The organism is Desulfonatronovibrio magnus (assembly GCF_000934755.1).
In the GTDB taxonomy this organism is placed as follows: Bacteria; Desulfobacterota; Desulfovibrionia; order Desulfovibrionales; family Desulfonatronovibrionaceae; genus Desulfonatronovibrio; species Desulfonatronovibrio magnus.
Genome location: NZ_KN882187.1, coordinates 1 through 12,355, shown reverse-complemented (window position 1 = coordinate 12,355; position 12,355 = coordinate 1). Strand labels below are relative to the sequence as shown.

Sequence of the window (12,355 nt, the reverse complement as noted above, 5' to 3'; positions counted from 1 at the left end):
CCCTGTCTCCTGTCCCCTGATCCCTGATCCCTGTCTCCTGACTCCTGTCCCCTGTCCCCTGTCCCCTGTCCCCTGTCCCCTGTCCCCTGATCCCTGATCCCTGTCTCCTAACTCCTGCCCATTACATATTTTCAAATTGATTTTGAAAAATACCATTTCTATTCCGTAATCATAATACAGCATCAAAAAATACAACCTGAGCACAAACCCAGGCTGAAACTTTTCAGGTGGTGTTGTAATATGAATAACGTTCTGGTCTGCCTTTGATACAGTGGACAGAGAAAATACCCTGCGTACCATCATAGCTACTCTGCAGGACTTGGGGTTCGTTGTTGACAAAGCAGATGGAACACTTGGCACTGTCAGTGCAACCAAGTTGGATCAGTATGCCCTGCGTATGACTGTCACTGTGAGACCAAGGGGTCAAAACCAGATGCTGGTCAGGGCTAATGCCCAGTATAATATCCGGGCAGTAGAAGATCCTGAACCGTACCAGAGATTCTTTGATGCCCTGGCCCAGGCCATGTTTTTAACTGCACACCAGGTAGATTGAGACTAGAAAAAGTGTTATTTTAAAATACCGGGTATCAGTTTACAAAAAGGCAACCTTTTCATTTGCCGTTCTGCGGCAAATGAAAAACTTCTTTCTTACTTTACGCCCTTCGCCAACACTGTTAAACAGACGTTAGTCTCCGTTGCAAACTGGTTTAACTGAGAGCGTCTTGAGTGAATCATTGAAATGACAGTTAAGATTTCTTTTTTGGTTTTCGGGCGAAGCCACCATTGTGAAGGATATAAAAATATTGTTTTTTTCCAAAAAATGTAATATAGAATATTAATCAATTCAAAATCAACAACCAACCAAATATGAAAATGACCCCTTGCAGTCTATACCCGCATATTGAGATTTTAAAGCTCAGTATTACAGTGTCCACTGAAACGGGTCACTCCCTTTCCTATTATCTTGGCTCTACATGGAGAGGGATTATTGGCTGGGAATTGAAAGCCTTGATATGCCCTTTGCCTGGGTGCAAAGATTGTCATCAATGCATCTTGGGCGACAATTGTCCATACTATCTATTGTTTGAAAAAAGAACAGAAATTCCGGGAATATTTAACTCGCCCAGAGGATATGTACTGTTTGCTCCTGTCCGTGAAGACAGCCAGAGAATATCTTTGAACATTTCTCTTTTTGGCTATTGCTGCAAGTTCCTTCCAGTCATCCTTCAAGCATTGGCCAGAGCGCAAAGCAAGGGATTGGGAAGAAACAGGACGCCCTTTTCGATTGAATCCATTTCAGAACATACCCCACACAAAAACATAACCATCGATCTTACAAGGGATATTCTTACACAGTTTAGTGGACCTTTCCCCCTCAAGGAATGGCTGGATCCAAGCGAAAATCACAGCTCTGAATACTGTTTGCAATTTTCTACCCCCATGAGGTTAAGAAAAAAAGGAAAGTACCTCTCTGATCTTGATCTCAAGTTTATGTTTATGACTCTTGCAAGAAGACTGGAAGCAATGGCTTGTATATATTCTGATGGAGTAGAAATGGGGAAGTCCAAATGGCAGGCTGTCCAAAATTATTTTAGCTTTTTTGATGGTTTTTCAACTACTGACCAAAATACCCAACTATCTGAAAACAAAATATTTAAAAACATGAGATGGGATGATTATTCCAGATTTTCCAATCGCCAGAAAAGAAAAGTCCCAATGGGCGGCCTGGTGGGTTATTGTTCTTTTGCTGCAGATGTCCCAAAATTGGAAAAATGGATCAAATGCGCCGAGATCATGCATATAGGGAAGGGTGCTTCCATGGGGCTGGGTCGGATTGAGAGGGTTTGCTAAGGTAAATTATCAAAATCTGCTTTATTAATTATTCTGCTTAGTTCCTGGTCAGTAATGGAAGTTTTTCTGGATTTTGAATAAATTGTCAGCAGCCAGACCACCATTTTGGGGTCTGAAACATAAGTGATAATCCTGTAACCGCTTCGTTTTCCCTTGCCAGAGTCAGAATTTTTGATTCTGATTTTATAAGCATTACTGCCAAGAGCGTTTCCTGCTTTTGGATTGTTTTTCAGTATTACAGAGAGATCTTTTAGATCACTTTTAATAGATGGATATTTTTTGATAAGCTGGTAGACTTCATCCTTAAAAGTTTGTGTGGGAATAAGCTTATAGCTCATCCAGAAAGTCCTCAAGGCACTGACTGGATGGTTTAATCCTGTTTTCCTTAACTTCCCTGCAAGCCTGAGACAGGCCGCAAAGAATATTGTTTTTTTCCTGAAGGCCTTCGATCTTATCCATGGTCGCCTGCCAGGCGGAAAAAGGAATAATTACTTCAAGACATTGTCCCTGCTCGTCATGTACATACTTGATGGATGAATTAACAACTGAACTCACTTTGCTTACTCCTTATTTGTAAAAAATTCTTAATAATGTTGATTCATTAGTCTGTCAATTTTCAACATATCTTCTGCTGTATTTCTATTATTTCCAGAGTTTAACCAAAGCAATGCACATGATCAAGGCTATTCAAAAATCAGGAGTATTTACTTGGCTACAAAATTAATTTCTTTTTTAGGCTTAGGTTTTTATGACAAGGTAAACTACTATTATAATTTTGACCATGAAGTAGTTGGATATGAAACCCCCTTTATCCAATTAGCCCTTACCCATATATTTAAACCTGATGAGGTTGTTATATTCCTGACACCTGAAGCTGAAAAAATGAACTGGCTGGGAATTAAAAGAACAAACAGTCAAGGAAAAGAATACCCGGGCTGTGGGTTAAAAAAATCTGCTGAGACTCTTTTTCCAGAAACCGTCTTTACTCCTGTTTCAATTCCAGGAGGACAAGGAGAGCAGGAAATATGGGAAATTTTTGAGTCTATTCATTCCAGGCTCGACTCAGGGGATCAAATCATTTTTGACATTACCCATTCATTCAGATCCATACCTGTAATCGGACTTGCTTGTCTTCAATATACAAGATCGCTTAAGGACATTATGATTGATGGTATCTACTACGGTAACTGGGAAGCAAGAACTCGAAATACAGAAACCCCATCTGCTCCTGTAGAGAACGTAACATCTTTTTTAACACTTATGGATTGGAGTCATGCTGTTCGGGTTTTTCAACGACATGGGCAGGTGGAGGCGCTGACAGACCTGTTGGAAGCTGAGGTAATTCCTCGGAAAAAACACTCTAAAGGCAAAGATGAGGAAGCCAGAATTCTGGACCGATTAAGTAATCTTCTTAATTCAAGTCATTCCAGCATTTCTACTTGCAGAGGTTCTGAAATTTATGATGGCAAACCGTGGGAGAAAGCACAAGATATTATCAATGAACTCACAAAAACATCGAATACTATACCTGCTTTTTATCCGCTCCTTGGCTTAATTCAAAATAAATTAGAAAAATTACAAGGGCCTGACAAAATCTTTTGTCAGGAAGTTGCCAAAGGGTTTGGTGCTGTAGAGTGGTGCTTGGAGCATGGTTTGGTACAGCAGGCTTACACACTTCTTCAGGAGAACATCATTACCTTCTACTGTCAGAAATTTAATCTCAATTACCAGCGCAGGGAAGACAGATCTCTAGTATCTCAGGGTCTGTCAAGAAGTCTGATAAAAATACCTGAAGATAAATGGTTTGGGGAGGCAGCAGAAAGGCCTGAAATTATCAAAGAGATTCAAAAAAAAGCTAATAAAGAGGTTTGTAAAATATATGATAAAATTACTCAGAATCGAAATGATATTAATCATGCTGGTACTGCAACCTGCTTTCGTTCTGATAAGTTGATAAAAGATATTCACGACCTGTTTAATAAACTTTTGAAATGCCTTTCGGAAAGCTCGGAGTTATGAAAAAAATAATTATCAACTTGCCAGAATTATTTTCAGAAGATGCGCAGGCTAAACTGGTTAACCTTGAAAAGTATAAGCTTGATTGCCTGAGCCTCGCTGGAGAAGGAAATGATGTTGTGCTGACTGGTCCTGGTCCTGTGTGGCTTTATTTAAGCCTTGCCCATATTCTTCATGGCAAGGCAAGATCCTTAAGATATTCCTCTCCAGTAACTGGAGAAGTTGTTATTTTTGATCATAATCCATTTTAGTGTCGGCTCACATTGCCTCAATAAGTATTGTGTAGCTGTTCAGTAAGCTCTTTGCCCGGGCGACCCGGGATCGAACCGATAAGTAACTTACACCCATCAAAATCTGGATTCCGGCTTTCGCCGGAATGACGGTAAAGAGTAAAAACTTGCTTTAACCGTCACCCCGAACTTGATTCGGGGTCCAGTTTTCTTGAAGTTACTTGTAAGCTCTTCACCTGGGCGGACCAGGACCGAACCTGTGAGTAACTTTACGAGTCTGTCACTTTTCTGGAAATTGGGACAGTCCCCGCGAGGTACTATAAAAAAGATTGATACTGCATTGGTTCCTGGAAGAAATTGGCTTTAATGACAAAATTTACACAGCGAGGGACAGTCCCTGTGCCAGGCGCAAAGTTCCCATCTTTGACGGAACTTTTCAGGCAAATGTGCATTAATCAAAGCAAAAAACGTAAAAATATGAAAATTGTAACCATCTGATTTTATTGGCAAAACAATTCCAGTTACTTAGAAGGTGGCGGTCAAATGTGACGTTTTACATTTTCCATCTTTCCGGGGGAGGTTGTTCCTGGCTTGAACCAGGATTCAAGATTCAGGGTGAAATATTTCCTGATGCCTGTTCATGATCAGTGACAGCTTTTTTAAGATTTTTTTTTGCAAAAGTTTGATCGTTGACCGTAAATATCTTTATATTGATGAATTGAATTAATCTCAAATTAGAGGTGATAATAATGGATGAAAAACAGCAGGATTTCATAGTGTTAGCTGGTCTTATCCACGATATTGGAAAATTGCTTGAGCGTGGTGAAGTATTTTCCGAATCCAGAAAGGATGAAACTTATCTTGAGTTTTGTCCCCGAGACAAAAAAGGTGGTTTTCATACTCATCTTCACTGTACTCATACCAAATGCTTCTGTGATGAGTTGGAACAAAAATTTACATGCCTGAGGACTTCGTCAAGTAATGAATGGAAAACATGGGCCTCAGGACATCACTTGAATGATGAACAGTCTTTTGGGGCCAAAGTGATTCGCATTGCTGACCGACTATCATCAAGCGAAAGGGAAGAAGGTCAATATTATCAGAAAGGTATAGGACAAAGAACACTTCTTGAGCCTGTGATCGAAAAAGTATTTCTTCACAACAACGATGACAAAACAGCTACCTCTTACAGGTATCCTCTTTCCAGGATCAGATCAGACGATGAAAGTCTGTTTCCAAAATTTTGGAAAGATTTTCCTGAAGAACTGATCTTTGATGCTGATGCTCATGAAGGCCTGGAAGACCCAACTCAGTGGTCGCATCTTCTTACAAAAAAGACATTGAAAGATGAGTACCAGAAACTATGTCAGTCTTTTCTGGAAGACATTGATGCACTTGCAAGGAAGAATTCTGATATTTCCCTGCGAAATCTTACAATTTGCCTGAGTTCAATTTTGGAAAGATATACTGCTAATGTTCCTTCTGCTACAAACGTTCGCCACCCGGATATAAGTCTGTTCGATCATATGCGCACAACGGCTTCTATTGCTCAGGCATTATACATTGAACAGTCAAGAAAACAAAATTGCCTCGCCGATCTTGAGATAAAAAATGATTCCAAGTGGCTTCTTGTTTGTGGAGATTTTTCAGGTATTCAAAAGTTTATATATAATTTGACCAACCAGGGTGCTGCTAAGGGACTCAGGGGCAGATCTTATTATGTACAACTTTTTTGCAGCCTGAGCAGCAGATATTTGTTGCGTGAACTCGACCTCAACCCTGCTGCCCTGCTCTATGACTCTGGGGGCAAGTTTTACATTCTTATTCCCTCATGTCTTAAGGATGATTTATATGTTGCAAGAAAATCAATTAATTCATGGCTTTTGAATAAGTTTGGAGGGTCTGTGTACATGGGTCTGGGCATCGCCCCTGTGACATCGGATATGTTTGCCCAGGGCAATATGCACGAAGCCTGGAAAGCTGCAGCTGAAGACCTGGAAAAGGATAGGACAGGAAAATTCAGAGATTTTCTCCATGAACAGGATTTTTTTGAACCACAAGTTGACTTCAACCCTACGGTAAGCTGCCCCGTTTGCGGAACTCGGATGGTTCATCAAAGCATTAAATGCTCTTTATGTGAACAATTGGAAAAACTCGGTCTGTGGCTCAGAGATACAGAGGCTGTACTCACTGTCTGGAATGCTAAAGCGGGAGTTGAAACATCCTCGATTTTCAATTCAAGGAAAATTATAATTTTTGATGACCTGGATGCAGCGGTAATCCTGATTAGTTCTCATGAATTGTCCAATTTACGTTATTTAAAAACAGAAGATGCTGAGTGTATTTTTTATAATGAGTCTGGCGAGAAAGATATCAAGCATCTCGATCTTCCCGGGGTTGGGGTGGCTCTTCAGTTTTCTTACCTTGGAAGATGGGATATGCGCCGACAGATGGATGAAAATCAGCCATGGGACTTTCAGCGTTACGCGGATGAATCTCAAGGCATTAAAAGAATTGGCCTGTTAAGGATGGATGTTGATAATTTAGGGCTGATTTTTATGCAGGGGCTGTATTTCCCTCAAAGAGAATCCTTGTATATTAAGGGTAAATCTGTGCCTGGATGGGGAAATGTTGTAGTGCAGAAAGGACAACCTGTTCGCAGGCCAATGGCCTCTATCTCCAGAATGACTACGCTATCCAGGCAATTAAAAAATTTTTTCTCGGGTTACCTTGTGAACCTTTTGAAAAAAGACAGTTTTGACAAATGCCAAATAATTTATTCCGGCGGAGATGACCTGTTTGTCATAGGTTCCTGGCATCAGCTGCCTGAACTTGCACAAACTGTTCAGGATAAATTTAGTGCATTCTGCTGCCATAACCAGGACATGGGCATTTCAGGCGGAATCACTCTGCACCGTGGTAAATATCCAATCTATAAGGCTGCTCAACTGGCAGGTGCAGCGGAGAAAAAAGCTAAAATGATCAGAAGCGATTGGATAAACACTGTAGATTTGAAAAAATCTGGGTTTTGCTTTCAAAATACAGCCATATTATGGGAAGACTGGCAGTTAGCCCAGAAGATAATCCATCTATTGGAAAAGGAAAGCCAGGATAGCAACAAAGGCTTTTCATCCTTTCTCAGGCAAATGACCGCTGGCAACCAAACCTTTTCCAGAAAACTTATGATGGAGAAAAATATAAGTCATAGCATGGCATGGAAAGAGATCGCCTTTTATCCATGGCATTGGAGGACGAAATATCAATTAAAAAGAAGATATAAAAATCAAACCGACCAAATTGAAAAATGGGCTGAAGTTCTGTTTGACCAGGGAAAAATATCCGAGATGAGCCAAAACAAAAATAATGGGGCAGCACTCCCGGTTTTTTCCTGGTTGGAACTACCTTTAACCATAGCTGACTATTTACATCGTTAAGCGGGGATATCCCCTGAATGCTTATGATCCTATTCCTGTACGGGGTTTACTAACAAGGAGGTTTTTTATGCCGGAATGCAGTTTTAGAGAACAGATTGATAAGGCTATTATTGGTGGTGATGCCAAGGCGCTGGTGGATACTGCTCAGAAGATCGCTGTTCAAATGATTTTTAAAAATGACCGAGGTGTTGTAGAATCAAAGTCTGTTTCTACCTCCCAGATCAGAAATATTTATGGTGCAACCAAAAAAATTGATATGAGTCTTAATGCTGATAATGCTTCAGAAAAATATTCCAGCCTGCTCCTCTTAAAACCTAAAATGGCATATGCTAATGGTCGGCATAATAAGGGAAATAACATTCAAGGCTTTACAGTTTTGGTGACATGTCTTTCGCATGCCATTGACCAAGTTGACGGTCAGTTTAACAGAATGAAAAATTTTTTTAATTTTTTTGAAGCAATTCTGGCATATCATAAAGCTGAAGGAGGAAAGTAATAATGACTGAACAAAATTTGATTTTTAAATCAAGAATATTCATAAAAGGTACAATTTTCACCCTTACAGGCCTTCATATTGGCGGCAATTCCACTGAGATGGGTATTGGCGGTGCTGACTCCATCGTTATCCGCGATCCCATGACCAACCGCCCGTTAATTCCTGGATCATCCTTACGTGGAAAAATGAGGTCACTATCAGAAAAATGTCGACATGAGTTTGAGCTTGTGAGTGACAATGGGAAATTTAAAGGCAATCCAGGAAAGAATCCAGCCAATATTACTACAAAACTCTTTGGTGTATCTGCCGGAGAACGGGAAGCGAACATTCCTCAAAGGTTAATTGTCCGAGACGCTGCTCTGGCTAACCCTGAAGATCTGGAAAATGCAAAAAATACTGATATGCCCATGACAGAAGTGAAAACTGAAGTGGCCATTGATCGTGTTACCTCCAGGGCAAATCCGAGGCAAATCGAAAGAGTACCTGCCGGCGCCAGGTTTTCATTTGAACTGATACTAAATCTTTATGGTGACGATGATCAAGGGGAATACCTGCCTTTAGTTTTTGAGTGCATGCAGCTCCTTCAGGATGATTATCTTGGTGGACATGGCGCAAGAGGATATGGACGCGTTAAATTCTCAATTGAGGAGTTGTCTAACAAGAACGCTGAAGATTACCAGAATAACAGTCCAGCCAGAAAAATGGATTTTGATATCCCTGACTCCTTAAAAGCTTAGCAGGAGAAGTCATGCTTGTATATAAGCTAAAATTCTTATCAGCGCTGCATGTTGATTCCAAAGGCACAGGAAGCCCGGAAACCGCTCAGGAGTTTATCCATTCAGACACAATTTCTGCTGCTTTATGCACTTGCTGGGGTAATTTATATCCAGACCTTAAAGCGGATTTTTTTTCACAGCCTGAATACATTATTTCTTCAGCATTCCCTTATATTAGAGATGTCCTGTTTTTTCCGATTCCAAAATTCAGGATATGGGGAGAATCGAGCCTGTCAGAAATAAAGACTTACAAAAGTGTGAACTGGATTTCTCAGAAAGTCCTTGAAATGGTTCTCAGCGGAAAAATTATCGAGAGATCAGAGGTCTTCGTAAATAAACAATTTGCCTACACAAAAAATGAATCCCAGGTTGAAGACTTGATAAATTGCAACCCCTGGATATTAAGCGAAAGACAGAGGGTTAATGTAGACAGACTTGGCGGACAAAGCGATGCAGGCACATTCTTCTTTGCACAGCAGCACTTTCATCCTGAATGTGGCCTTTTTTTTATTGCCAAAACCTCGAATACAAAAAGCCTGGAATCAGTTATTAGTTTTCTGGGAGATACTGGCATTGGTGCAGACAGAAACAGTGGGCTGGGTCATTTCCGTGTACGAGAAAAGATTGCTCTCAATATCAAACTGCCTGAGAAGTATGATGGCAGCTTAACTTTGTCTCTTTACAATCCAGGGCCGGATGACAATCTAATTAGGCAAACTTCATCTTGCGCATATAATATTACAAGCAGGTCCGGCTGGATATCAGGGTCAAGTGCCGGCAGGCCGCCAATAAGGGTATTTGAAGAAGGCAGTTATTTTACAGGTCAAACATCTGGCAGGGTTGTAAACCTAATCAATAAGAATTTAGTTAACAAATACAATCTGCCACTTAAACATGATGTATTCAGGGATTTCAGATCCCTTTCTCTGCCTTGCGCTGAACCTTCCTGGATTAAGGGGGCAAACTAATGAATTATCCAAATAAATTGGAAACCTGGGTGATATCACTTATTACACCTCTTCATGTAGGTGATGGAAATGTACTTGAATCTGATGTAGACTATATCCAAAAACAGGGGGGACTCCAGGTGGTTGATGCAGATCAGACATTCAGTCAACTGCAGGATAATCCAGCCGCTCTCAAGGAATCCGGACAGGAACGGTTCAACTGGAATAATTTTACCAATCAGTACAAAATAAAGCTAATTACCAGTTATACGTTGGGAATTAAAGGGTCTGGAAGACCTCAAAAAATCCGCAGTTTTATCAAAGATGGCTTTGGAAGACTCTATTTGCCTGGCAGTTCACTCAAAGGAGCTTTGAGAACTGCTTTTCTGACAAAGATGGCATCAGACAGCACTCGAAAGCCGTATTTGAACAGCAATAAAAGATGGGCTGATAAATATCTTAATGAGCTGGCAGGTGGAAGTCCTCATAATGATTTCTTGCGTGGATACAATGTAAGTGACAGCCTTTCCATAAATATTAATGAAGCAGAAATTATGGCCAGAGAAATAAAGTATTTTAATTTACAAAGCCCTGCAAAAGCTGGATGGAAAAATTTTTCTTTCCACAAAAAAACTGTAAATAGTTTTAAGGATGCAATTGGGGTTTATGTGGAAACACTGGAGGCAGGCACAACTATTACTGCCTGCCTGTCAATGGATGGTCTTCTGGCAGACAACGAGTTAAGAAAAAAAGCTCGTATGCCATCCTTTAATCCATCGCTCGATGTTGAAAAAACATACTCACTGCTTAATCAACATAGTCTGAGGATTGCTTTATCAGAAAAAGAATTTTTTGAAAAATACAGCCCAGCCGGGAAAGGGACTGCAGTATTTTACCAAAATCTATGTGACCGGATCAAAGCGATGTCTTCTGACCAGGGGTTTATTACCAGGATCTCCTGGGGTAGCGGCTGGAAAGGCATGACCGGTGATTGGATGGATGAAGGAATGGCTGCCCAGGCAAGGAAACAGTATAATCTTTGCAAACACAATATGCCTTACCCTAAAACTCGCAGACTTGCCCTTGACCAGGAAGGGACTCCCTGTTTGCCCCTTGGCTGGGTTATGATTTCAAGGCAAGTTGAAAAATCTTTCCACCAGGCAGGATTGCAATCAGTGAGCAACACTACATCCAATATAAAGGAAGGCATGATCAAGTCTCATGCAGCTTCACATGAGCCCCAGGTTAAAGCTCGACCCAAGGAAGAGATCAGAGCTGATGTTATTGGCGAATTTCAGTCCATTCTCAAGCAGGCAGGAACGGGGCTTAGCGGTTCAATCGATGAGTTTATTAACAGAATCAAAATACATGACGATGAAAAATTAAAGACTGAAATGGCAAAATTACTGTTGGATGCTGCAAAAGCTTTAGGTAAATCCTACAAAAATGCCAGAAAAAATAATAAACCATGGATTCAGAAGCTGGACGTTCTGTTAGGTGAGCTGGATTTACAATAACTCAGCGATGATTAGAGCGACATTTTTTTCTTGGTCTCATACGGTCATTTTTTCAGATGAGATTATTAATCTGCTTAAACCTTTATCACGGCAAAAGCCTCTCTTGTAGTACGTAAATGGCTAAAATTTTGAACATTTTTATGTTTAGCTGCATTGTTTTATTTTTAAATGATTAGAAAAAAGGCAAACCAAAACCATGTTTTTCCTCGAAACCCTGGCCCTGGCCATAATTTTATATGTGCTGTGGATTGCTTTTTTTGAAAAGTAAAACAGATACGAACATGGATCTGCTCGAGTAATTTTTTACAACTGTTCGCCACCTCTACTTTAAGGCTATTATAATACCCTGGATTCCGGCTTTCGCCGGAATGACTAAAAAAGGACAACTGTCTGGCTTAACCGTCACCCCGGTCCTGGATCGAGGCCGGGATGACGGATCCTGGGTCCATATCTTTTTATTCGATTGCGCTTAACAGTTAATTTTTTTTTAAAAAGCAAATGGATCAGGCTATACTTCCAAAGTCTGTCAGCCAGTTTCAACCTATACTCACAGCGTTTTGCCTTCTTACAGGAGCATTACGCTTTTCTGAAAAGTTAATTGGGGACAGTCCCGAAGCCAGGGACAGTCCCCGTGCAACACGGTCAGAATCGGGTTTTAACTCCAAAACAGCTATGACATGCAGCTGGAATTTATAGTTTTCCGAAAAGCGTAATGTTCCCTTCTCTTACCTGTAACTGAAAGGAAAATACCTGCCAGTTTCCCTGTAAACCATTGACAGGCCTTCATCCCACTTGACCATCCACAGGGGCTCAAAGTGTTCCCTGTTTAATCCCGAATCTTTGCAGTCTGTGATTATTGCTTTATATGCCTGTTCAAGAACATTATTCGCTACCAGGCTAAGTTCATACAGTCTGGACAAGGGCATAAGCCCCATGATTTTTATGGTGGGGAAAGATCTCAGGCAGATATCTAAAGATTTGTTCCAGAAGGCCTTTTTGAGTTCAGTATCCTTAACAACCCTGCCCATATTCAAAAACCACAACTGCCAGGGATGGTCATCACTCCAAAACACACAATCTTTGCTGAT

At 40.6% G+C, this 12,355-nt stretch carries 13 protein-coding genes; 9 read left to right on the top strand and 4 right to left on the bottom strand.

Annotation, left to right across the window (positions count from 1 at the left end; translation table 11 throughout):
* A partial coding sequence (locus LZ23_RS25215) for a hypothetical protein (RefSeq protein WP_045217338.1) occupies positions 1 to 183 on the bottom strand: 183 nt, incomplete at its 3' end.
* An 88-nt stretch (positions 184 to 271) separates the two neighbouring features.
* On the opposite strand from LZ23_RS25215, the gene LZ23_RS20780 reads away from it, so the two are divergent.
* Together LZ23_RS20780 and cas6 are read left to right on the top strand one after the other, a co-directional pair.
* The gene (locus LZ23_RS20780; RefSeq protein ID WP_198146066.1) at positions 272 to 553 is read left to right on the top strand and encodes a hypothetical protein; all 282 of its coding nucleotides are present in this window, start codon (positions 272 to 274) and stop codon (positions 551 to 553) included.
* 314 nt (positions 554 to 867) lie between these two features.
* Complete coding sequence (cas6, locus tag LZ23_RS20775) at positions 868 to 1,851, top strand: CRISPR system precrRNA processing endoribonuclease RAMP protein Cas6 (protein ID WP_084591174.1); 984 nt, start codon at positions 868 to 870, stop codon at positions 1,849 to 1,851.
* Here the strand turns inward: cas6 and LZ23_RS20770 are convergent.
* Entirely contained in the window at positions 1,848 to 2,189 is a 342-nt protein-coding gene (locus LZ23_RS20770) for a hypothetical protein (protein WP_045217336.1), read from the bottom strand. The two genes, cas6 and LZ23_RS20770, sit on opposite strands and share 4 nt — an antisense overlap.
* Entirely contained in the window at positions 2,179 to 2,406 is a 228-nt protein-coding gene (locus LZ23_RS20765) for a hypothetical protein (protein ID WP_045217335.1), read from the bottom strand. The genes LZ23_RS20770 and LZ23_RS20765 overlap by 11 nt, the downstream gene beginning before the upstream one ends.
* Before the next feature lie 153 nt (positions 2,407 to 2,559).
* Between LZ23_RS20765 and csx2 the strand changes: the two genes are divergently transcribed.
* The 7 genes from csx2 (at position 2,560) to csm5 (ending at position 11,267) form a co-directional block, all read left to right on the top strand.
* On the top strand, positions 2,560 to 3,870 hold the full coding sequence (gene csx2 / locus LZ23_RS20760) for a TIGR02221 family CRISPR-associated protein (RefSeq protein WP_045217334.1): 1,311 nt from the start codon (positions 2,560 to 2,562) through the stop codon (positions 3,868 to 3,870).
* Positions 3,867 to 4,118 (top strand): CRISPR-associated protein Csx3, encoded by a 252-nt coding sequence (locus LZ23_RS20755; protein WP_045217333.1) that lies wholly within the window; start codon positions 3,867 to 3,869, stop codon positions 4,116 to 4,118. Before csx2 ends, LZ23_RS20755 begins: the two co-directional genes overlap by 4 nt.
* A 728-nt stretch (positions 4,119 to 4,846) precedes the next feature.
* On the top strand, positions 4,847 to 7,531 hold the full coding sequence (gene cas10, locus LZ23_RS20750) for a type III-A CRISPR-associated protein Cas10/Csm1 (protein WP_045217331.1): 2,685 nt from the start codon (positions 4,847 to 4,849) through the stop codon (positions 7,529 to 7,531).
* A 67-nt stretch (positions 7,532 to 7,598) separates the two neighbouring features.
* The gene (gene csm2 / locus LZ23_RS23065) at positions 7,599 to 8,027 is read left to right on the top strand and encodes a type III-A CRISPR-associated protein Csm2 (RefSeq protein ID WP_052507586.1); all 429 of its coding nucleotides are present in this window, start codon (positions 7,599 to 7,601) and stop codon (positions 8,025 to 8,027) included.
* A gap of 2 nt (positions 8,028 to 8,029) precedes the next feature.
* Entirely contained in the window at positions 8,030 to 8,764 is a 735-nt protein-coding gene (csm3, locus tag LZ23_RS20740) for a type III-A CRISPR-associated RAMP protein Csm3 (RefSeq protein ID WP_045217330.1), read from the top strand.
* Positions 8,765 to 8,775: 11 nt separating this feature from the next.
* Positions 8,776 to 9,771, top strand: coding sequence for a type III-A CRISPR-associated RAMP protein Csm4 (gene csm4 / locus LZ23_RS20735; protein ID WP_045217328.1), 996 nt, complete (start codon positions 8,776 to 8,778; stop codon positions 9,769 to 9,771).
* Positions 9,771 to 11,267, top strand: a complete 1,497-nt coding sequence (gene csm5, locus LZ23_RS20730) for a type III-A CRISPR-associated RAMP protein Csm5 (protein WP_045217326.1) — start codon at positions 9,771 to 9,773, stop codon at positions 11,265 to 11,267. Before csm4 ends, csm5 begins: the two co-directional genes overlap by 1 nt.
* Before the next feature lie 725 nt (positions 11,268 to 11,992).
* Here the strand turns inward: csm5 and LZ23_RS20725 are convergent.
* The coding region (locus LZ23_RS20725) for a hypothetical protein (RefSeq protein WP_045217325.1) at positions 11,993 to 12,355 on the bottom strand (363 nt) is incomplete at its 5' end.

Excerpts from the sequence above, each read along its gene's own strand:
- cas6 (WP_084591174.1), top strand. The coding sequence starts at position 868 with ATGAAAATGACCCCTTGCAGTCTATACCCGCATATTGAGATTTTAAAG.
- LZ23_RS20770 (WP_045217336.1), bottom strand. The coding sequence starts at position 2,189 with ATGAGCTATAAGCTTATTCCCACACAAACTTTTAAGGATGAAGTCTAC.
- csm2 (WP_052507586.1), top strand. The coding sequence starts at position 7,599 with ATGCCGGAATGCAGTTTTAGAGAACAGATTGATAAGGCTATTATTGGT.
- csm3 (WP_045217330.1), top strand. The coding sequence starts at position 8,030 with ATGACTGAACAAAATTTGATTTTTAAATCAAGAATATTCATAAAAGGT.
- LZ23_RS20755 (WP_045217333.1), top strand. The coding sequence starts at position 3,867 with ATGAAAAAAATAATTATCAACTTGCCAGAATTATTTTCAGAAGATGCG.
- csm5 (WP_045217326.1), top strand. The coding sequence starts at position 9,771 with ATGAATTATCCAAATAAATTGGAAACCTGGGTGATATCACTTATTACA.
- cas10 (WP_045217331.1), top strand. The coding sequence starts at position 4,847 with ATGGATGAAAAACAGCAGGATTTCATAGTGTTAGCTGGTCTTATCCAC.
- csm4 (WP_045217328.1), top strand. The coding sequence starts at position 8,776 with ATGCTTGTATATAAGCTAAAATTCTTATCAGCGCTGCATGTTGATTCC.